The organism is Streptomyces sp. NPDC006551, assembly GCF_040611675.1.
GTDB lineage: Bacteria > Actinomycetota > Actinomycetes > Streptomycetales > Streptomycetaceae > Streptomyces.
The window spans coordinates 1-20,951 of record NZ_JBEXOT010000064.1; the positions used below are offsets into that span (position 1 = coordinate 1).

Here is a 20,951-nt window from a genome sequence, read left to right on the forward strand (position 1 = left end):
ACCTCGATGGTGCTCGGGACCGGCTTGCTGCCCTTCGCCTCGGGCCAGGCCGTCGCCGCGCCGGCCGGGGACAGCAGGCCGCCGGCGACGACGGCGGTACCCGTGACGCCCAGGGCGGCCAGACCACCGATCAGCGCCCGGCGGCGGCCGACCCGTCGGCGGTGTCGTACGCGGTGTTCAGCTCGTGGAGTCATGACACGTCTTCCTTCTGTGGGGGAGATCTTTCAGGTCTTATCGGCCGGTGGACCACGCGGCAGCGGCGTGCTGTACGCGCCCGCTCCCGGCCCGTCGCCGGCGAAGACGCCACCCCTGACCTACCGAGGCATACGGCTAGGAGGAGCGGGAGTGGGAGGGCAGTTCGGTGCTGAGGCGCGCCCGGGAGACGGTGAGCCGCGCCTGGACGGCCCAGCATGCGCAGGCCAACCCCCGGGGCGCCGCCCGGGTTCGAGCACCCTGCGGCGTCGCTGTGGGTGGGGGACGAGACGATCCGGGACATCCGTTCTGAGCGGTCGCGCCGGGCCGGCCCGGACGGCACGCGGCGCTGCCCGCCGGCCCGATCTGTCTGGGGCGGGGCCGGCGGGCGGCGACCGGGGTCACGCGGTGCGCGGGCAGTTGCCCCGGTACTCCGCGATCGAAGAGCTCGGCCGCGGCAACGGGCACAGGAACCGCTCGTAGCGCGTGTCGTTGTCGATGAACCGCTTCAGCCAGCTGATGCTGTACTTCGCGATCGTCGTGTTCGATAGGTTCGGCGTGAAGTGGTTGGCGTTGTTCAGCTCCAGGTACGCCCGATCCAGCGAGGACGGCAGGCTCTCGTAGAACGGTTCGGAGTGCGAGCGGACCGAGGCGACGGCGTCGCCGTCCGCTCCGACGATGAGGGTGGGCGTCTGGATCTCCGGCCAGTTCTTGTCCAGGTTCCACGCGGTGAGCGGAATGGCGGCCTTGAGCGAGGGCCGGTCCTTGGCCGCCTCCAGCGTGCCGCCGCCGCCCATCGAGTGGCCCATGACCCCGAGCCGCGTGCTGTCCACCCGGCTGCGGACGCTGCTGGTCTTCGTGAGGTAGTCGAGCGCGGCCAGCAACTGGTCACCGCGGGAGGCCGGCTGGTCCGAGGTGGTGTTGGTGTCGATGGTGAACACCACGAAGCCCTGGGAGGCGAGCCGCGGCCCCAGCCAGGCGATCGAGGCCTGGCGCGCGGTGTACCCCGGGGAGATCGCCACGGCGCCGAACGTGCCGTCGTCGGTGCTGGTCGGGTAGTAGATCGTGCCACCGCCGAACCCGGACACGCTGAACTGGGAGACCCTGGTCTCGGAGACGGCGTACGCGCCGCGCGTGGCCGTCACACTGGCCTCGGTGGGGGCCGGACCACGCTCGTAGGGGTTCTCGGCGGCGTTCGCGCCGCCGGTGAGCATGGTCGCCAGGCCGGCCAGCGCCGCCGCGGACGCGAGGAGACCCAGGATCGGGCCGCGGGACCGACGGCGGTGCCGCGCCGGGCCGTTCTCCGGAGCGGGTGTGGACGACTGGGGAGTTGCCTGCATGAGCGGTTTCCTCTCGCCTCGTCCCCTGACGGCGGGTGCGGGGGCGGTCCCGGGAGCCGGGCGCCCAACGGCTGTTGACACGTGTCGTCGGCCGTGAACCGTGTCGTCGTGGAGGTCGAGGAGGACGGTGGTACGTGGATCGGGTAGGCGTCCGGGCCGTATGGGGACGGCAGGAGCGTGGGGCACTCCTGATCGGACACGTGCGGCCGGTTCCCGGGGGCACCCCGGGACGATCGGCCGGGCCCAGCGTAAGAGCCTGGACGCTCCTGCGCATCGGTGGAATCACCGGTCTCACAGCTCACACTCAGCAAGCCCACGGCCGCGGCACTCTCGGCCGCCCTCTCCTACTTGTCTGAGAATCGGCTGCCCGGGCTGCGTACTTCTGTGCTGTTCAACCACCCGATTCTCGCCAGGATGCCTTCAAACCCTCTGTTACGCTCCGGAAACGTAAGACAGGAAGCGGCAATGAACATGTACGACCAGATAGCCGACACGGGCGGCGACCGGGCCTCCCAGTTATTCAAGGCTGCCGAGCGTGCTCGCCGTGGCGGGCAGACCCGCCGCGCTCTTGCCCTGCTCGTGGCCGCCCACAGCACGGCCGGTGACAACGCACCGCTGCGCGCCCGGGCCGAACTGCGGCGCGGCCTGCTCCTGTTGAGCGACGGCCCCGTGGCCGATGCCCACCAGACCCTGCTGCTCGCGGCCGAGTCGTTGGGGTCGCACGACGTGGAGGGCGCGGAGCAGGCCCTTGCTGCGGCGGCGGAAGCAGCCTGGGCCGCCGGCGACCTCACGGCTTACCTCCAGACGCTGGAACGCCCCGCCGGACGCACCGCGGACGAGACGCCGCCGGCCGGACGCCCCGAGGGCCCGGGCGCCGCGGCGGCACCGTGGGGCGCCTTCCGGGCGGGCATGCGCCACGTCGTACTGGTCGACTTCGCCCGGGCGGCGCAGGAGTTGGAACCGCTGCTCGCCGCCGCGGCGCGCACACAGCAGCCGGACGCCCTGCTGTACGCGGGCCGCGCGGCGCTGGTGCTGGGCGACATCGCCGCCGCGCGGCGCCTGCTCGGCCGAGCCCTGGCGGCCGCCGGCGCCCAGGGCGTGTCCGGGCCGACCGCCCGCATCCTGGAGTTCCTGGCCTACGCCGAACTGCGCGCCGGCTTCCACCACCAGGCCCGTGCCCACGCCGAGGAAGGTCTCCGTGCCGCCCGCCGGCTCGGTCAGCGCAACATCGGCGCGCAACACCACGCCCTGCTGGCACTGGTCTTCTCCCTGGTGGGCGCCGACTCCGCCACCGAACACCACGCCAAGGCCGCCCTGTCGGTCGCCCGGCCGCATGGGCAGCTCCAGGTGAGCACCATGGCGGAGTGGGCCCGCGCCCGTGCCGACCTGGGCCACGGCCGGGCCGAACAGGCCGCGATCCGTCTCGCGCCGCTGCTCCGACCGGGCCCCCGGCGCGGACACTTCGGCCTGTGGATGCTCGCGGTGCCGTGCCTCGTAGAGGCGACGGTCCTGGCGGGTCTGGACGAGGACGTCACCGACATGGTGGACCTGTACGCCGCGTGGGCCGCCCTGGGCGCCGATCCACAGGCCGCGGCCCAACTGACCCGCCTCCGAGCCATGACGGCACGGGAAGAGGACTGCGACACTCTGTACCAGCGGGCTCTGTCGGAGCACGAGGCCGCCGGCGGCCAGTTCGAGCACGCCCGCACGCTCCTGTCCTACGGCATGTGGCTGCGCCGTCGGCGCAGGCCCCTGGAGGCCCGGCAGCAACTGCGGTCCGCCCTGGTCGGCTTCGAACGCTGCGGCGCCCTGCTGTGGGAGAAGCGAACACGGTCCGAGCTGCGGGCCGCCGGGGACAGCGCAGCCGGCGACGACGTCAGCGCTCTCGGGCGGCTGACTCCGCAACAACAGCGCGTGGCGGGCCTGGTGGCGTCGGGCGCCACGAACCGCGAAGTGGCCGCGCGACTGTCGCTCAGCCCTCGCACCGTGGACCACCACCTGCGCAACATCTTCAGCCAGCTGGGCGTCCGCTCACGGGTCGAGCTGGCACTGCTGATGAACGGCGACCGAACAGAACGGAGCGGCGGCAGCGGGGGCGAGAACGCCTGACCGGGGGCAGGGGCCGGGACGTCTGACCGGCAGCCGCTCGGCGGAGGTGGTCGCTCCCCGGAGCACCTTCAGAAGCCGGCACCACGTCCTGCACTGGTCCCACTGGCCGCCGACGACACCAAGCCCGCACCTGCCACTACAGACGACGAGGCCACACCCCACCGGAAACCGCCCAACCGTCACACCAACGGCCGTTGCAGTACCAGAGCCCCCACCCGCAACCGTCATGCGGATGCTCCGCGAACACCCCGCCGAGCAGACCGCCACAGCAGTGAATACGTGATCGCCCCACTACTTTGACGGCTGGTGCCTGAGCCAGGACTCCTGGGCCAACTACTGTCAGCTCCGGCCGAGTTCGCCAGTGCTTGGCAAGCCGCCGTACGTGGCGGGCGGCCCGCCAAACCTTCAAGTACTGCCGATCGCCTGCGCCAGGACCCGCCCCGGCTTCAACACGCCGCACCTGACAGGGAGACACGTGCGACAAGGTCAGGCGGACCGAATTCGCAGGCCGGGGCGGTGTACAGCCACTGCTTGGTCACCTGCGCGGTGCGTAGCGTGCGTCATGCGCAGACTCGTGGCGCTCGCCTGGAACGCGGGTGATGCGCAAGCGGCCGGTCATCGTTTGTGCGCGCAGGGCCGCCCCGTCAGTACGCCCACGACCTGACACCGAGACGCCGGCGTGGCCGGGTCAGCTCACGCCAGTCGGCTCAGCGCCGCCGACACCAGTGTCAGGACACCGGGGACGAGCACCGACGGGTCGGGGGCGAACACGGGGCTGTGGTTTCCCGGTACATTGCCGAACTTCTCGGCCAGGTCCGTTCCGGGGGCCGCCTCCCACACCAGGGGCGGGGTCGACGTCACATACCAGTAGTCGTAGGGCACGCCCTCGGGCGCGAGGAGAGAGAAGTCCTCGCTGCCCATCGCCGGGCCGAAGTCGAACACCGTGGGTGATCCGAACAGTTCGCGGTGCACGGTAGCGATCTCGTCGTCGAGGATGACGTCGTTGACGGTGTTCGGGTATCCGGGCCGGACCGTGACCTCCGGCGGGGTCGGGCAGCCGGCGGTCCGGCACTCGCCCGCGACGATGCGGCGGACGGCTCCGAGGACGCGGCCCCGCACATTCGCGTCCTGAGTGCGCAGGTTCAGGGAGAGGCGGGCCTCGGCGGGGATGATGTTGTGCTTCGTACCGGCATGGAACTGTCCCACCGTCAGGACCACCGAGTGTGCCGCCGCCACCTCGCGGGACACCACGGTCTGCAGGCGCGTGACGATGTAGGCGGCCGTCACCACCGGGTCGGTCGTCGACTCGGGGCGAGAGCCGTGACCGCCGACGCCGTGAACGACGACGTCGATGTCGTCGGAGGCCGACATGGTGAGGCCCGGGGTGTGCGGGTAGAACCCGGCGAGGCCGGGCGTGACGTGCTGGCCGAGCACCACGTCGGGGAGGGGGAAGCGGGTGTGCAGCCCGTCGGCGACCATGGCCGACGCCCCGCCGCCGGACTCCTCGGCGGGCTGCCCGACGACGACGAGCGTGCCCGACCATGTGTCGCGGGCCGCGGCCAGCGTGTCGGCGGCTCCGGCGAGCCACGTGACGTGCAGATCGTGACCGCAGGCATGCATCACGCCGTCGACGGTGGAGGCGTACTCCAGACCGGTGGCCTCCTGGACCGGCAGTGCGTCCATGTCTCCGCGCAGCCACACGGTCGGGCCGTCGCCATTGGCGAGTACACCGACCACCCCGGTGCGGCCGACACCTTCCGTCACGACGTAGCCGGCCGCGCGCAGCCGCGAGGCGAGCTTCGCGGCGGTGCGGTGCTCCTGGAAGGCGAGCTCCGGGTGGCGGTGGAGGTCCTGGTAGAAGTCCTCCAGGGCGGCGGGCTTCAAGCCGGCGGTGATCTCTTGTGTGAGGCGGGCGACGGCAGTCGGTTCATTCATGCCGCTTCCTCCTTCTCTTCAAATGTCGGAACGCTCGCCAGGAGACGGCGCGTATAGGGGTGTCGCGGGGCTTGGTAGACGTCCCGCACCGGTCCCTGCTCCACCAGCTCGCCCTGACACAGGACAGCGACCTCGTCGCTGACGTGGTGGACGACGGCCAGATCGTGGGAAATGAAGATCATCGTCAGGGACAGGGAACGCCGCAGCTCCTCGAGGAGGTTGAGCACCTCGGCCTGCACGGAGGCGTCCAGCGCCGAGGTGATCTCGTCGGCGATCAGCACTTCGGGTTCCACGGCGAGAGCGCGGGCCACCGCGATGCGCTGCCGCTGACCGCCGGAGAACTCGTGCGGATACCTGCCGGCCGCGGAGCCGTCCAGCGCGACGGTCTCCAGCCACCGCTCGACCGTCGCAGCGTGCTTCCTGGCATCGGCCCGCACGGGGTCGACGGCCTCGGCGATGGCCTCACCGACCGTCATGCGCGGGTTGAGCGAGGCGTACGGGTCCTGGGAGACGAGCTGCACACGACGGCGCATCGCGACCAGCTCCCTCCGCTCGAGACCGGTGAGATCTGCTCCGTCGAGCAGGATGCGGCCCGCCCGGGCCGGGTGGATGCCGACGATCGCCTTGGCGATCGTCGACTTTCCGGAGCCGGACTCGCCGACCAGGCCGAGGGTCTGCCCGACCCGGACCCCGGTGGACACGCCGCGCAGCACGGTTCTCGCGCGCCTGCCGTGGCCGAAGGCGACGGTCAGCTCCTCGACGACCAGCTTGTGAGGGGATGAGGTCATGAGGCGTGCACCTCCTGGTGTACGGCATGGCAGGCCACATCGTCGATCAGACGCGGCCGTTCGGTCGCGCAGACCGCGTCGAGCACCACGGGGCACCTGCCGGCAAAGGCACAGCCGGACGGCCGGTCGGCGGGCGCCGGCGGACGGCCCGGGATCGTGGCCAGCGGTGCGCGTTCCCCGGTGCCGGTGTTCTGCAGCCGCGGGCTCGCGGCCAGCAGGGCCCGCGTGTAGGGGTGCCGGGCGCGGCCCGCCAGCAGGTCGGCCGCGGACAGCTCCTCGACGACACGTCCCGCGTACATCACCATGACCCGGTGGCATACCGTGCCGACGACACCGATGTCGTGGGAGATGAAGAGCACGCTCGTACCACTCAGGCGGTTGATGTCCCTCAGGACATCGAGGACTTCGGCCTGGACGGTCACGTCGAGGGCGGTGGTCGGTTCGTCGGCGACGATCAGCCGCGGACCGGGCAGGAGAGCGGCGGCGATCATCGCGCGCTGACGCATGCCGCCGGACAGCTCGTGCGGATACTGCCTCATGACCCGGGCGGGCTCCTTGATCCGTACCTTCTCCAGGGCCTCGACGGCCCGCCGCTCCGCCTCCGCCCGGCCCACGCCTTGGTGCACGCGGAGTGTTTCGGTGAGCTGACCGCCCATGCGCAGCGTGGGGTTGAAGGAGGACGAGGGGTCCTGGAAGACGATGCCGATCTCGGTGGCCAGACGCCTGGGATCGGCTTCGGGGACGGCCAGGTCGAGTTCGTCCAGGGTCAGCTCCGCCGCATGCGCGGACAGCCCCTCCGGCAGGAGCCGGGCCACGCTCATCGCCGTCAACGACTTGCCGGAACCGGACTCTCCCACCAGACCGACGATCTCGCCGGGCATGACGTGGAAGGAGACGTCGTCGACGAGACGGGTGCCGTCCGGCAGGACGACGGCCAGGCCGTCCACCGTCACCAGGGCGTCACCGGGAGCCCGGTGCGAGGGCGTGGCCACGGCGGCGGGACGTGTCGCTGTGGCCTTCGTCCTCCCTCCGCGGGGATCGAGCGCTGCGGCGAGACCATCGCCGACGAAGCCCGCGAGGACTCCGGTGACGGTGATGGCCACCGCCGGGCCGATCGCCTCGGCGGGGTTGGTGTAGAGGGACTCCAGGCCGGAGTTGAGCAGCGCGCCCCAGTCGTAGTCCGGTGCCTGCACACCCACCCCCAGAAAGGAGAGACCGGACAGTGCGACGAGCACGTTCGCGAAGGCCACCGACAGCAGCACCAGCAGCGGCCCTGAGATGTTCGGCAGGAGGTGCCGGACGAGCACGCGGTACGGCGGTACGCCCATCAGGCGCGCCTGCGCCACGAAGTCGCGCTGCGCCACGGAGGCCGCCATGTTCGCCGTGAGCCGGGCGAAGGCGGGGGCACCGCCCAGGCCGATCGCGAGAACGGAGGCGGTGGGCCCGGTCCCGAGGACCGTGGCGATCACCAGCGCCAGGATGAGCGCCGGGTAGGAGATCATCACGTCGATCAGGCGCAGGCCGAGTTCGCGGACGCGCCTGCCCGACACCCAGACGCCGGTGCCGAGCAGGATGCCGGTGACCGCGGCGATCGCGGTCGCGGCGAGCGTCATCACCAAGGTGAGGCGGGTGGCGACCAGGGTCCGGGCCAGCACGTCGCGGCCGAGGGCGTCGGTGCCGAGCCAGTGTTCGGCACTCACGTGCGCGCGGGCGGCGCCGCTCAGCTCGGTCGCCTCCTCCTCCAGGAGAAGGGGCGCGGCGATGCCGAGGAGAATGATCAGTCCGAGGCCGGTGAGGGCTACGACCAGGGGTGTGTTCCATCGTATGCGTCGCATCAGTGGCCTCCCTTTCCGGCCAGGGTGCGAGGGTCGAGCAGCGCGAGGACGACGTCGACGAGCAGGTTGAGCAGGGCGGCGAGCAGCCCCAGGATCAGGACGCAGCCCTGGATGACGGGGTAGTCGCGGACGAGGAGCGCCTCGACGACGCGTTGGCCGATGCCGGGCCAGGCGAAGACGGACTCGACGACGACCGTGCCGCCGAGCAACCCGGCGAGGATCAGCCCGCCGAGGGTCAGCGTGGCGGTCAGGAGATTGGGCAGGGCGTGACGGGCGTACAGGCGCAGGGGAGGCAGGCGGCGGCCTCGCGCGGTGCGCATGTAGTCCTGGGTGAGGACGTGGGTGGCCTCGCTGCGCACGATGCGGGCCATGACGCAGGTGGCCGGCAGCACCAGGGCAGCGACCGGGAGCACCATCGACGAGACGGTCTCGGCGCCCGCAGCCGGGAGCCAGCCCAGCCTGATGGCGAAGCCGAGGACGAGGAGGGTGCCGATGATGTACTCGGGTGTGGCGCCGACCATTCCGGTGACGAAGGTGAACGAGCCGTCGGTACGGCGGCTGCCGCGTGCCGCGGCGGCGAGTCCGATCGGCACGGCGAGCGCCAGCACCACCAGGACGGAGAGGAGCGCGATCTCGGCGGTGAACGGCAGGCGGCCGCCGATGATCTCGGCGACGGGCTCCTTCGTCTGGAAGGAGGTGCCCATGTCACCGCGGAGCAGACCGCCCGTGTATGCGCCGAACCGTGTGAGCAGCGGCTGGTCCAGGCCGAGCTCGTGACGGGCCCGCTCCACGTCGGCGGGCGTGGCGTCGGCGCCGGCGACCACGCGCGCCGGGTCGCCGGGGATGAGCTGCACCATCAGGAACGTGCCGGCGACGAGCGTGACCGCGACGGCGGTGAGCCCGGCCAGACGCCGGACGAGGAAGGTGCCCCAGGGGCCGAGCGGCGTCGAGCGCCCTGCCCCCGCGGTGGTCCTGCCGGCCGCTGTCGCCGCCATCAGCCTGTGATCCGGAGCGTGGAGAGGGTCAGGGCCCCGCCCGGCGTCGCGAAGGAGACGCCCTTGCGGGCGACGTAGCGCACATCGACCGTGGCCAGCGGGATCACGTCGTGGGCCTTGAGCAGAGCCTCCTGGGCCTTCTGCCAGGCGGCGCACTTGGCATGCCGGTCCGTGGTGGAGGTGGCGGCGACGTAGTTCTTCGCGTACGCCGCGTTCTTCACCGCGCCGTAGTTGAGACCGCCGTTGGCCGGTTCAGGACCCAGGAAGTAGGTGCCACCGCGCGCGAGGGCGCCGCTGATCAGCGGGAAGACGGTGGCGTCCCAGTCGCCCTGGTTGGCGGTGACGTGCGTGGCCCAGGTGGCGTTGTCGGCGTTGGTGAGCTTCACCTCGGCGCCGGCGGCGCGCAGGGCCTCGGCGACGTAGGAGTTGCCGGCGCCGCCGGCGACCGCGTTGGACCCCTCCAGCTTGATCGAGACGCCCTTCAGGACCTGCTTCGCCGCGGCCGTGTCCGTCCTGGTCAGCAGGGAGTCGTCGGTGGAGACGCAGGCCGCCTTCTCGTCCACGTACGAGGTCAGGGTCTGTCCGGTGCCGCCGAAGACGTTGTTGAACGCGTCCACGCTGACCGCCTGCGCGACCGCCTTGCGGACCTTCGGGTCGGCGCCCGGGCGCCCGGGACGCTGGTTGAATGCGATGAAGTTGCGGATGAACGGCGCGGACATGACCGTGAACGTGTCGTTGCCCGTGAACCGCGTGGAGTCCGTGCCGGTGAGGGGAGCCAGGTCGAGGGCGCCGGTCTGCAGCTGGTTGGCGAGAGTCGACTCGTTCTTCGAGATCTGGATCCGCAGGCGGTCGGCCGGCTTTCCCTCGGGCATCGAGGCGAACCGCGGGTACGCCTCGAAGCCCTTCCGCAGCCGCAGCTCGTACGAGGCTCCCCGCTGCGCCGTCGCCATCTCGTAGGGGCCGGAGGCCGCGCCCTTGACGGCGCCCTGAGCGAGCGCGGCGGCGCCCGCTTCGAGGCCGGTCCTGCAGATGATCCCGGCGCCGGTGCCGGACAGGCCGGCGAGGACCTCACCCCACGGGGCAGCGGTGGTGATGGTGACGGTGCCGGTCGCGTCGTCGCCGGTGATCGTGGTCTTCTCTCCGACGTTCGCGGCGCCGAAGGTGAGCAGGGCGCCGGCCGAGGTCGCCCGGTAGCGCTTCAGGGAGGCGACGACCTGCGAGGCGGTGAGCGCCGACCCGTCGGAGCAGGTCAGACCCTTCTTCAGGGTCAGAGATGTCTTCGTCGGCGTGGACGTCCAGGCATCGGCGAGACCGGGGACGAACGTACCGCCGTCGTCCTGGCCGATCAGCGGCTGGTACAGCAGCGACGTGATGACGTAGTCGCTCGCGCCCGCACCCTTCGCCGGGTCGAACGAGGTGACGTCGGAGGTGACACCGATCTTGACGGTGCCCCCGCTCCCGTCGCCACCCGAGGAAGGACCGCCGGCCGGGCCGGTGGTGCAGGCGGAGGCCAGGAGGGACGTGGCGGCGGCCATGACGGCGCCGGAGAGGAACCGCGAACGGGGCATGGAGGACTCTCCAGGGCTGAGGACTGAGAGCGGGGCGGTGCTGCGGTGTGTTGCGGCATACAGAACAGGCCACTTCCCGCCCGGCCCCGCAATTGCAAGAATCCGCACCGGGAAGGTGATCGCATGCATGGATCCGCAGGGCCCGTCGGTCTGAAGACGACAGCCACCCCGTCCCGGGGAACACTCGATGAACTCGATCTCGCACTCGTCAACGCCTTGCAGATGGCGCCCCGCGCCCCCTGGGCGCAGCTGGCCCGTCCGCTCGGCGTGGACGCGGCAACGCTCTCCCGGCGCTGGGCCCGGCTGCGGGACTCCGGTGAGGCATGGGTCACCTGTTACGCCGCTCCCTCCCAAGTCACTTACGGCGCCCTCGCCCTGATCGAGGTGTCGTGCCTGCCGCAGGCTCGGGAAGCTCTGGCCGAGCAGCTTGCCCGGCACCCGCAGGCCATGAGCGTGGAACTGGTGGCGGGATCGTGCGACCTGCTCCTGACCGTGGCCACTGCGACCATGTCGTTGATGAGCGGGTACGTTCTCGCCCTCGGCCGTATCGAGGCGGTGACCGCGACTCGCACCCACCTGGTGCAGCACGTGCACCGGGACGGAAGCGAGTGGCGCATGGACTCCCTCTCCCGTGACCAGAGGCGCGACCTGACGGAGACCGAGGACGGCGGCGTCCGTACCGCCGCCGCGGCCACACTCACACCCGAGGACCGCGTCCTGCTGCTCGCCCTCGCCGAGGACGGCCGCCGCTCCGTCACCTCGATCGCCGCCGAACTGGGCCGCCCGGAGTCAACGGTGCGACGGCTGCTGCACTCGCTCGTCCACGGCGGCAGAGCGGTGCTGCGCTGCGACGCCGCCCACCTGTACGCGGGCTGGCGCAGTTCGGCGACGCTCTGGATGTCCGTGCCGCCCGCCCAGCTCATGGCTGCGGGCGACGAGTTGAGCCGCCTGCGGAGCACTCGTATGGCGGCGTCGGTGTCCGCCGAGGCGAACCTGCTGAGTGTCGTGTGGCTGCACGCCTTGGACGATCTCGCCCGCTACGAGGTCCAGGCCGCCGCCAGGATCACCTCCGTGCGCGTGCTCAACCGGGCCGTGAACCTGCGCTGGATCAAGCGCATGGGTCGCCTGCTCGGTGACGACGGCCGCAGCACCGGCTGTGTCCCGGTCGACCCGTGGCACCCGATCGCCTGAGACACTCCCCCGCCCGAATCGCTCCTTCCCGAGCACGCTGCGGTTTCCGGCGCACCGCCCCCGGTCTTGGCGGATCCATGCAATCCGCAGGCCGGACGAGGCCGGTCCCCGAGGCTGACACCACCGCCGGACTGCCGACCGGCCGACCTCAGCCTCCGAACGGGAAGGACGCCCATGTCCAGTCACACGCCCGCCGGCGATGACCTCGTCCACCTCAGCGCCACCGAGGCCCTCCAGCTCTTCGCCCGCCGTGAGCTGTCACCCGTCGAGCTCATGCGGGCCGTCGTCGAGTGGGCGGAGAAGGTCGAACCGCGGATCAACGCCTTCACCGAGCGGCTCTTCGACGAGGCGCTGGAGCAGGCCCGGCACGCCGAGGACCGCTACCTCGGCAAGAACGGTCCGGCCCCCCGCCCACTGGAGGGGATCCCGGTGGCCGCCAAGGAGAAGCACGCCATCCAGGGCCGCACCCTGACCGAAGGCTCCCTCGCCCACGAGGGCCGCATCGCCTCCGAGAACGCTCCCGTGATCGACCGCATCCTCGACGCGGGCGGCATCATTCACGCCCGCACCGCGACCCCTGAGTTCTCCCTCACCACGTTCACCCACTCCCGTATGTGGGGCATCACCCGCAACCCCTGGAACCTCGACTTCACCCCCGGTGGCTCCTCCGGCGGCGCGGGCGCCTCCCTCGCCGCCGGCACGGCCCTGCTCGCCTCGGCCTCCGACATCGGCGGCTCCACCCGTATCCCGGCCGCCTTCACAGGAACCGTCGGCTTCAAGGCCCCCTACGGACGCAACCCCGGCTTCGGTGTGCTCACGGCCGACCACTACCGCGGCGACGGCCCCATGGCCCGCACCGTGGACGACGTCATCGCCTTCCAGAACGTCCTGGCCGGCCCCGACCCTCGCGACCACACCTCGATCCGTCCCAAGCTGACCCTGCCCACCTCGTACGAGGACGTCGCCGGAACGCGTATCGCCCTGTGTGTGCGGCTCGGCGAGTACGACGTCCATCCGGAGGTCGAGGCCCACACCCGCGCCGCCGCCCAGACCCTCGCCGACGCCGGCGCACACGTGGAGGAGGTCACCCTCCCCTGGACCCGCCTCGACCTGCTGACCGCGGTCGCCGGCCACTTCTCGACCATCTTCGGCGCCCTCGTCGTCGAGGCCGCCGCATCCCATCGCGAGCTGCTCAGCCCCTATGCGGTCGCCTTCGCCGACACCATGGCCTACGCCCGCACCCGGGTGAGCTACCTCGATTCCCTCCGCGCCGAACACCGGTTGCAACGAGGGCTCGCCACCGCCATGGACGGATTCGACGCACTGATCTGCCCCACCACCGCCATCCCCGGCTGGCACGCGGGCGACGACCTCGTCGGCGACAAGGTCGTGGTGCACGGCGAGGAAGTGGCCGACACCCTGTGGAGCGCCATGACCATGCCTTTCAACATCAACAACCGCTGCCCCGTCCTCAACGTCCCTTCCGGCATGTCGAGCTGGGGAATCCCCACCGGCCTCCAGATCGTCGGCCACCCCTACGACGACCCCGCCGTCTTCCGCGTCGGCAAGGCCCTGGAGGCGCTCCGGCCCTGGTCGTACGCACGGATCGGGGACGGCCTGTCGTGACCACAACGGGGACGCGAGGCGACCGCACCGGCCGTTCTCGTTATCGAGGCGGCTCGGTCGAAGGTCATCACAGCCGACGCCCGAGCGCCGCGTTCCTCCGAACCCCCCGCTGACCTCCCCCGGCGGCCGACGCCGAAGAACAGCCGACCACCGACGACCGCCACCAGGCGAGCGGTTCGGACACTCCCGCCCGCGGTGATGCTCGGTCGGCGACCGGCGCAACGGCCTCACACTCACCCGCCCACCGTCGAAAGGCAGCTCCTGTGAACGCCCCTCAGTCCGATCTGCTCTGGCCGGCATACGACCAGCCGGGCGCCCTGACGGCGATCGAGTCCATCGCACTCGAGGACCGCGGACTGCCCGGTTCCACGTACGACGTTCTGGCACGCGCCGCCGCGCTGTGGCCGGACCGGCCGGCTCTCACCGTGCTGCCCAGCGCGGAGCGGTGGACGCACGGCGAGTCCGTGTCCTTCGAGCAACTCCGCGACCAGGTACACCGCATCGCCAACCTCTTCCATCGACACGGCGTCCGCCGTACCACCGCCGTGGGCCTGCTGACGCCCAACGCCGGCATGCTGCCCGCCACCCTCCTCGCCGCCCAGCTCACGGGTGTCGCGGCACCGGTCAACCCGGCACTCGCCGCCGAGCACGCCGAACGGCTGCTGGGTCTGGGCGGGGCGAGGATCCTGGTCGCGGCCGGACCTGAACTCGACGCCGACGCATGGCGGACGGCCCGCACCGTGGCCGCGTCGCTCCGCTGTTCAGCACTGTTCGCCCTGCGTCCCGTCGGCGCGCCCGATCACGCGCCCGAACTGGAGCGGGTCGAGGGGGTCCACGTCGCCTATCTGCACGTCGCGGCCGCCGCCCAGCCGGCAGAGCTCCATCCTGGCGTGGTGCCTCCGAAAGCCGGCGACCTGGCCGCGTACTTCCACACCGGCGGTACCACCGGCGCCCCCAAGCTGGCTGCGCACACCCACGCCAACGAGGTGACCGACGCCTGGATGATCGCGGCCAACAGCGTGTTGGACTCCGATTCCGTACTCTTCGCCGGGCTGCCGCTGTTCCACGTCAACGCCCTGGTCGTCACCCTGCTGGCACCGCTGTTGCGCGGCCAGCACAGTGTGTGGACCGGCCCTCTCGGCTACCGCGAACCGGCGCTGTTCGCGGTCTTCTGGAAGATCGTCGAGCATTTCCGGATCGCCACCCTGTCCGCGGTCCCGACCGTCTACGCCCGCCTCGCACAGGTGCCGCTCGATGCGGACATCACCTCGCTGCGCTTCGGGATCGTCGGCGCGTCCCCTCTGCCGCCGGTGGTACGTGCGGCGTTCGAGGACCACACCGGCGTCCCTCTCTGCCAGGGGTACGGACTCACCGAGGCCACCTGCGGCAGCGCTCGGAGCTTCCTGCACGAGCACCAGCGCCCGGAGGCCGTGGGCCAGCGCATGCCCTACCAGCAGGTGAAGACGGTACGGATCGACAGCGACGGCCACTGGCACGACCTCCCGCAGGGGGAACCCGGCATTCTCGCCATCAGCGGCCCCACGGTCTTCCCCGGCTATGTCGTCGGCCATGAGGACACCGGACCGCGCGTGGACACCCTCGGCAGTGTGCGCGACGGCTGGCTCAACACCGGCGACCTCGCGCGCGTGGATCCCGACGGATTCATCCACCTGCTCGGCCGCGCGAAGGACCTGATCATCCGCGGCGGCCACAACATAGACCCCGCCGTCATCGAGGACGTCCTCCTCGCCCACCCGGCCGTCACCGGCGCAAGCGCCGTCGGACGCCCCGACCCTCACTCCGGCGAGGTCCCCGTCGCCTACGTCACCCTCAGGCCCGGCACGACCGGCACCGGACCCGACGAGCTGATCGCCTTCGCCGCGCAGCACGTACCCGAGCGAGCCGCGGCCCCCAAGGACGTCATCGTTCTGTCGGCCCTGCCTCTGACGGACATCGGCAAACCTTCCAAGATCCCTCTGCGCCTCGACTCCACGCGGCGCGCGATCTCCACAGCCCTGGCCGCCCTCGGCGTCCCCGACGAACAGATCCGATGTGAGCTCGCAGACGGTCGCCCGATGGTCTTCCTGCCTCCCGTCACCGACCCCGGCCGGCGCCGCCGGATCACCGCCCGACTCGCCCCGTACAACGTGAACTGGGCATTCATCCGTCTCGGCAGTTCGTGAGACCGGCCTGCCGTCACCGCAGTTCACCAAGAGACGGCAAGGCCGGAGCCGCTCCAGGCCGCATCCCACGCGCCGTCACCTACTGGAACGGAGACCTGACACCCCATCAGAACGAGCGTCATTGGAGCGCCACGAGCGTCATTTCAGCGTCAAGAATGTCGCCCGTAACACCCGCACCGCACATCATGCGTACCGGAGAAGACCGACAGCCAGGCCGCCCGCCTGCGCTAAGGATCACACGGCGGACGGCCCTGCCGATTCGACGAGGACCGCTACAAGAAACGCAACACCATCTCTCTGCCTGCTTCCTGCAGGTCAAGGGCGGTCCCCGGAGGCTACATCCACTCGCACGTCGTCCAGTCAGCTCTACACAGGTCTGCTTGCACACACCTCTCGGCCTTTGAAGCAGACCCTGGGCTGGACCGTTCCGAAGGTCCGGGACGCCGCGACTGGCCCGTGGACTCGACTGATCGTCATCACCCACACTCAGCTCCCCATCGACGGCCCGGGTCCGCCGGAGTCCACCACCTCCCCGCTGGGACAGCCCGCGGAACCGCAGGCCGGCCCCCATGGCACGACGAAGCCCCTCCCAGCCCACGTAGGGCCGAGAGGGGCGTACTGGTCTACCGGGGCGTCAGAGAATGACGTCCAGGGCGCCCCAGCCCGTGCCGATCAGCGTGCGGCCGGCGGGGACGAAATCGTAGAGCTCCCCGTTGACCGTACCGACCTGCTCTGCAGATCCGTCACTGTCGAGATCGCTGACGAAGGGGTTCCAGGAGCCGACCCACCAGCCGGTGCCGTAGAGCGAGCGGTCACCGAAGGTCATGGGACCGCCGGTCGTGGTGGTGTTGGGGTACAGGTACAGCTCGCTCTTGTCGGTGCGGCCGACGATGTCGATCTTGTGATCGCCGTTGACGTCCGCGAAGCGGATGGTGTTCCAGTGGGCGGGCCACCAGCCGTTGCCGATGAAGATCCGGCTGTCGAGGGTTTGGGTGCCCGTACCGCCCTTGTGCGGATAGACCCACAGGTCGCCACCGCTGTCCCGTCCGATGAGGTCGGTGCGGCCGTCTCCGCTGATGTCCCCAAAGCCGAGGGTGTCGTAGGTGTTCCAGCCGTTGCCGAGGAGGACGGGGCTGCCGACGCTGTGGGTGCCGGTCTTCCCGGTTCCCGGGTAGAGGTAGAGGTCGCCCTGTTTGGTACGGCCGACGATGTCGGTGTAGCCGTCGTTGTTGAGGTCGGTGGCGTAGACGTCCGGCCAGTAGTCGCGCCACCAACCGTTGCCGATGAAGTACCGCGCGCCGAGCGTGCTGGTGCCCGTTCCGCCGGTGCCCGGGTAGACCCACATGTCGCCGTTGGCGTCACGCGCCAGGACGTCCGTGTAGCCGTCCCCGTTGTAGTCGGGCCGGCTCTGCGAGCCGCTCGTCCACTGGCTCTGGCCGGAGGCATCGTAGATGACCAGGACACCCCGGCCGTGCAGGACGGCGTAGGAGCCGTCCTTGTCGGTCGAGCTGCTCCAGAGGATCTTGGACCCGTCGGCGGAGACGACGGTGAGCTTGCCGTTGCTCTGCATGCGCGCGACGGCGCCCGCGCCCTGAGAGTTGCTGGCCCAGAGCGGCTTGTTGTCCTTGTTGAGCAGGACGAGGTTGCCGTCGGTCTGCATCACCAGCTTGGAGTTGCCGCTGGTGTACTGCTGGCCGGAGGCCAGGGTCGTGCCCGGGAGGATCCGCGCGCCGGTCACGGTGTCGATCAGGTAACTGCCGGAGAACGACGTGAAGACGCCGCCCACGAGCTGGCCGTTCCAGCCGAGCACGGTGTTGCCGCTCTTGCGCGCCCACAGGTCGGCGACGCCGTCGCCGGAGACGTCTCCGGACGATCCGACCTCGGGGAAGTCGGCCTTGGTCACACCGCTGCCCACCTTGGTGCGCCCGACGGTGCCCCAGGTGGCCAGGTTGACGATCGTGCCGGTGTCGGCGCTCTTCTGACCGTAGGTGCGCAGGATCTCGCCGTTGGCGTCGTTGCGCAGCCACAGGTCGGGCACACCGTCGGCGTTGAGGTCGCCCGGGAGGATGACAGTGAATTGGCCCCAGTCCTCGCCGCCGACCAGGACGGGCTCCAGGCCCGCGTCGAGGACGCTCTTGCCGTCGCCGAAGTAGGCCCACATCCGCTTGCCCTGCTTGACCAGCAGGTCCGGCTTGCCGTCACGGTTGAGGTCGCCGGCGTCGGCGATCTGCGAGGCTCCCTGCCAGTGGTCGTTCCCTTCGGGCGCGAGGCACCCCTCGTCCTCGTTGAAGACGGGGCAGAAGACCGTGACCTGCTTGCGCCCGGAGTGGAGGGCCTTGCCGAGGCCGTTGTTGGGGTAGGCCCAGAGCTTGTCGGTCTTGTCGACCGGATCGGTCTCCAGGGTGAGCAGGTCGTTGTACCCGTCCGTGCCCCAGTCACCCGAGGCGGCGATGCTCCGGGCGGTGCCGATGCTCAGTCCGCCGTTCGAGGCGGTGAACTTGGTGTCCCCGTGACCGGCGTACGTCGTCAGGGAGCCGAAGGCGTCCTTGCTCCACATGTCCCGCAGGCCGTCGCCGTTGACGTCGTCGCGGATGTCACGTGCCCCCGACTTCGCGGCGTAGAAGGGGTAGGTCGCGGTGTCCGAGCGGTTGCCGGCCGCGTCCTGGCTGAACACATGGAGGAAGTGTGGACCGACGGCGGGCGGGGTCAGCTGGATGTCGGCCGAGGCGCCCGCAGCCACCTTGACGGTCTTGACGTCGGGGTCCCAGTCCGTGAAGTAGTTGTAGTACGCCACGTCGTCGGCGCCGTTGGGCGAGAGGGTGAACGCGCCGGGCTTGCGGGCGGGCCCGGTGGTGGCGGGCCAGCCCTGGTCACCCTTCGGGAAGGCGGTGGAGCCGATCGCGGGGGCCTCAGCGGGCCTGGTGCGGTCGATGCTGAACTTGCAGGTGGCGCTCCAGCCGGAGTACTCGCTCTGGTCGTAGGCCCGCACCTTCCACGTGTAGTCGCCGGTCGGCAGCTTCGCGTCGGGAACGACGAGGGTGGAGATGCGGTCGCGCAGGCCGGGGATCCACTCGTCGGCGACCAGAGTGGTGCCGCGGAAGACCTGGAACTGGGCGGAGAGGTTGCCCGCGTTGGGGTCCGTGACGAGCGCGTACAGGCTGACCGAGGTGTTGCCGATCAGGCCGCCGCTGGCGCAGTGTGTCCGGGGGTTGGTCCCGAGGCTGGTGGGCGTCGCCGGGGGGTTGTTGTAGACGGTCTCCAGGGCGGCGGACTTCGCGTCGAACTTCTTCCAGGCGAAGGTGTCGCTCTCGTTGGCCGCGTACAGGCCGAGGGTCACGCTCGCGCTGCCCGCGGCAGCGACGCTCTGGATCCTGCCCGTCACGTCGAATTCGAGGTTGCCGGCGGCGCAGTCGCTGGACCAGCCCTTGGACTGGTTGACGCTGGCCACGAGCCCGCCAATCCTCTTGGGCGGGTTGTTCCAGGTGGTCTTGCTGCCGATGCCGGTGGTCTGGTAGAGGTTCACGGCCCGCGCCTGGCAGGACCAGGACCACACGTTCTTGATCCGGAAGGTCGAACTGATGACCTTGGTGCCGCGGAGGTTCGCGGTGTCCACCTCGAAGAAGGACTGGGACAGGCCGTTGGTCTCGTTCTCGTAGCCGACTCGCGCCACTTCGTTGGCGTTCAAATAGTTCTTGTTCGGGTACTTCTTCGAGATCCGGGTCCAGTTGTTGCGGATGCCCCAGGCCCACGACGGGTCGATGAAGACCGGGTAGGACGTGTCGGGAGCCGTCAGCAGGCCCTGGTCCGGGGTGATCTGAAGGGTGTTGCCGTTCACGGTGGTCGGCATTACCGCTTCCTTGGCGCCGGGGGGCTGCTCGAAGGAGCTGCCCGGGGCTGCCTCGGTCGCCTCGGCGACGGCCTGCGAGGACGTCTGGGTGGCGGCGGAGGACTGCGCGCTGGAGGCCGTGGTGGAGTCCCACATCACGGGGGACGGGCTCGTGAACACCAGCTGTCCGGCCGGGTTGGTCGCCGTGACCGCTCCGGTCGCCGGGTCGGTGGCGACCGTGACTCCGACGGTGGACATCGTGTACTTGAGCGTTGCCAGCTGGGGGTTGGCGGCCGCCTCGCGGGTTTTGACCACCACGAGCTGGGAGAAACCCTCGACCTCGGCCTTGAGCTGCAGGTCAACGCCGGGCAGGATCTCTGCGTACGTCGCCACGTTGCCGCTCAGCGTCGGCTTCGGCAGGGCGGTCGGCCAGGAGAGCGACAGCGTACGGCCGTCCTTCACCCCACTCAGGATCGGTCCCGTGCCGCCGCCGGAGAAGGTGACCGCCACGGAAGTGGCCTTCGGCTTTACCGATCCGTCGGCGGCGAAGACCAGCGCCGGGTCCGTGTCCACCCACGCGCCATTGCGCAGCACGCGCACGGGCGTGCCGTACTTCTTGACGACGAACTTGCCGTCGGGCCGGACCCAGGTGTCCGAGGCCTCGGTGCGTGCCGAGACCACCTCCACGGGGTTCCCGCTGGCCTGCGCGTCCCGGAGCGCCTTGTCCTCGGGGCTGACGCTGCCGTCGTCCTCCGCGGTGACGGCTGCCGGGCGGGCGAGCGCGCCGGCGGATCCAATCGATGCCACCATGCCGCCCGACCCCACGCCGGCGACAACGGCAAGGGCGACGGCTCTTCGGAGAGAAGACCCCCATCCCCTGCGGACTTTCGTATTCAACACTCTCATGACCCCTGTTGGCCGGTATTTTTCGTCGCGCCGACTGTAGCCGCTGATCAGCGAAGTCAGATTTCCCGTATCGGACATTTGCGGACCTTATCGAGCCAGAGGTCCAAGAGGAATATCTAGTTCCGGAAAATTCCTCGGCGGCCGCTCCCACCTGCGGCTCGCCCCGGCCGAGTGCGACAACCCCGCCGAGAACCCTGAGCGCGGCGCCCCATTTGAGCAGCAAGATCATTTTTGCCGCAATTTCCGGACCGTTGCGCGATCAGAACCACAACCCAGCTTCCAAATCCATGAAATCCGACTGTTAGCCTGCGCCGGTTAAATTTGCACGGATAAGTGGAGTGGGTGTGAGAAGATTTCGCATGCGAGGGCTTTCTGCGGCGTTGGCCGCAGCGGTTCTCTCAGGCATGCTGCCGGGGGCTGTGGCCGTAGCGGCGAGCAAGGAGCGGCCCCGGCTGCC

At 70.4% G+C, this 20,951-nt stretch carries 11 protein-coding genes and 2 pseudogenes; 5 read left to right on the forward strand and 8 right to left on the reverse strand.

Annotation, left to right across the window (positions count from 1 at the left end):
- Nucleotides 1–194: pseudogene (locus ABZY12_RS32290) on the reverse strand (pectate lyase); the annotation flags it as partial.
- A 122-nt stretch (nucleotides 195–316) separates the two neighbouring features.
- Here ABZY12_RS32290 and ABZY12_RS32295 point away from each other — a divergent pair.
- Nucleotides 317–430 (forward strand): annotated as a pseudogene (locus ABZY12_RS32295) (aminoglycoside phosphotransferase family protein); the annotation flags it as partial.
- A 163-nt stretch (nucleotides 431–593) separates the two neighbouring features.
- On the opposite strand, the gene ABZY12_RS32300 reads toward ABZY12_RS32295, so the two are convergent.
- Complete coding sequence (locus ABZY12_RS32300; protein ID WP_356896679.1) at nucleotides 594–1,406, reverse strand: alpha/beta hydrolase; 813 nt, start codon at nucleotides 1,404–1,406, stop codon at nucleotides 594–596.
- A 591-nt stretch (nucleotides 1,407–1,997) separates the two neighbouring features.
- Between ABZY12_RS32300 and ABZY12_RS32305 the strand changes: the two genes are divergently transcribed.
- Complete coding sequence (locus ABZY12_RS32305; protein WP_356896651.1) at nucleotides 1,998–3,641, forward strand: helix-turn-helix transcriptional regulator; 1,644 nt, start codon at nucleotides 1,998–2,000, stop codon at nucleotides 3,639–3,641.
- A gap of 693 nt (nucleotides 3,642–4,334) precedes the next feature.
- On the opposite strand, the gene ABZY12_RS32310 is transcribed toward ABZY12_RS32305, so the two are convergent.
- From ABZY12_RS32310 to ABZY12_RS32330, 5 genes are read right to left on the reverse strand one after another with little or no spacing between them, the layout of a single operon-like run.
- Nucleotides 4,335–5,576: an amidohydrolase gene (locus tag ABZY12_RS32310; protein WP_356896653.1), complete on the reverse strand. Its 1,242-nt coding sequence runs from the start codon at nucleotides 5,574–5,576 to the stop codon at nucleotides 4,335–4,337.
- On the reverse strand, nucleotides 5,573–6,364 hold the full coding sequence (locus ABZY12_RS32315) for an ATP-binding cassette domain-containing protein (RefSeq protein ID WP_356896655.1): 792 nt from the start codon (nucleotides 6,362–6,364) through the stop codon (nucleotides 5,573–5,575). Before ABZY12_RS32315 ends, ABZY12_RS32310 begins: the two co-directional genes overlap by 4 nt.
- Nucleotides 6,361–8,199, reverse strand: a complete 1,839-nt coding sequence (locus ABZY12_RS32320) for a dipeptide/oligopeptide/nickel ABC transporter permease/ATP-binding protein (RefSeq protein WP_356896657.1) — start codon at nucleotides 8,197–8,199, stop codon at nucleotides 6,361–6,363. The genes ABZY12_RS32315 and ABZY12_RS32320 overlap by 4 nt, the downstream gene beginning before the upstream one ends.
- Nucleotides 8,199–9,194, reverse strand: a complete 996-nt coding sequence (locus ABZY12_RS32325; RefSeq protein ID WP_356896659.1) for an ABC transporter permease — start codon at nucleotides 9,192–9,194, stop codon at nucleotides 8,199–8,201. Before ABZY12_RS32325 ends, ABZY12_RS32320 begins: the two co-directional genes overlap by 1 nt.
- Nucleotides 9,194–10,762: an ABC transporter substrate-binding protein gene (locus tag ABZY12_RS32330; protein WP_356896661.1), complete on the reverse strand. Its 1,569-nt coding sequence runs from the start codon at nucleotides 10,760–10,762 to the stop codon at nucleotides 9,194–9,196. Before ABZY12_RS32330 ends, ABZY12_RS32325 begins: the two co-directional genes overlap by 1 nt.
- 123 nt (nucleotides 10,763–10,885) lie before the next feature.
- Between ABZY12_RS32330 and ABZY12_RS32335 the strand changes: the two genes are divergently transcribed.
- The 3 genes from ABZY12_RS32335 to ABZY12_RS32345 all read left to right on the forward strand — a co-directional run bounded on the left by ABZY12_RS32335 (nucleotide 10,886) and on the right by ABZY12_RS32345 (nucleotide 15,762).
- Nucleotides 10,886–11,953 carry an AsnC family transcriptional regulator gene (locus tag ABZY12_RS32335; protein WP_356896663.1) on the forward strand — a complete coding sequence of 356 codons (1,068 nt, stop codon included), beginning with the start codon at nucleotides 10,886–10,888 and terminating at the stop codon, nucleotides 11,951–11,953.
- Nucleotides 11,954–12,127: 174 nt separating this feature from the next.
- Nucleotides 12,128–13,579 (forward strand): amidase, encoded by a 1,452-nt coding sequence (locus tag ABZY12_RS32340; RefSeq protein WP_356896665.1) that lies wholly within the window; start codon nucleotides 12,128–12,130, stop codon nucleotides 13,577–13,579.
- A 263-nt stretch (nucleotides 13,580–13,842) separates the two neighbouring features.
- Nucleotides 13,843–15,762, forward strand: coding sequence for an acyl-CoA synthetase (locus ABZY12_RS32345; RefSeq protein ID WP_356896667.1), 1,920 nt, complete (start codon nucleotides 13,843–13,845; stop codon nucleotides 15,760–15,762).
- Between the two features lie 634 nt (nucleotides 15,763–16,396).
- On the opposite strand, the gene ABZY12_RS32350 is transcribed toward ABZY12_RS32345, so the two are convergent.
- Nucleotides 16,397–20,398, reverse strand: a complete 4,002-nt coding sequence (locus tag ABZY12_RS32350) for an FG-GAP-like repeat-containing protein (protein ID WP_356896669.1) — start codon at nucleotides 20,396–20,398, stop codon at nucleotides 16,397–16,399.
- Between the last annotated feature and the right edge of the window lie 553 nt (nucleotides 20,399–20,951).

Excerpts from the sequence above, each read along its gene's own strand:
- ABZY12_RS32330 (WP_356896661.1), bottom strand. The coding sequence starts at position 10,762 with ATGCCCCGTTCGCGGTTCCTCTCCGGCGCCGTCATGGCCGCCGCCACG.
- ABZY12_RS32305 (WP_356896651.1), top strand. The coding sequence starts at position 1,998 with ATGAACATGTACGACCAGATAGCCGACACGGGCGGCGACCGGGCCTCC.
- ABZY12_RS32350 (WP_356896669.1), bottom strand. The coding sequence starts at position 20,398 with ATGGTGGCATCGATTGGATCCGCCGGCGCGCTCGCCCGCCCGGCAGCC.
- ABZY12_RS32310 (WP_356896653.1), bottom strand. The coding sequence starts at position 5,576 with ATGAATGAACCGACTGCCGTCGCCCGCCTCACACAAGAGATCACCGCC.
- ABZY12_RS32320 (WP_356896657.1), bottom strand. The coding sequence starts at position 8,199 with ATGCGACGCATACGATGGAACACACCCCTGGTCGTAGCCCTCACCGGC.
- ABZY12_RS32315 (WP_356896655.1), bottom strand. The coding sequence starts at position 6,364 with ATGACCTCATCCCCTCACAAGCTGGTCGTCGAGGAGCTGACCGTCGCC.
- ABZY12_RS32335 (WP_356896663.1), top strand. The coding sequence starts at position 10,886 with ATGCATGGATCCGCAGGGCCCGTCGGTCTGAAGACGACAGCCACCCCG.
- ABZY12_RS32300 (WP_356896679.1), bottom strand. The coding sequence starts at position 1,406 with ATGCTCACCGGCGGCGCGAACGCCGCCGAGAACCCCTACGAGCGTGGT.
- ABZY12_RS32340 (WP_356896665.1), top strand. The coding sequence starts at position 12,128 with ATGTCCAGTCACACGCCCGCCGGCGATGACCTCGTCCACCTCAGCGCC.
- ABZY12_RS32325 (WP_356896659.1), bottom strand. The coding sequence starts at position 9,194 with ATGGCGGCGACAGCGGCCGGCAGGACCACCGCGGGGGCAGGGCGCTCG.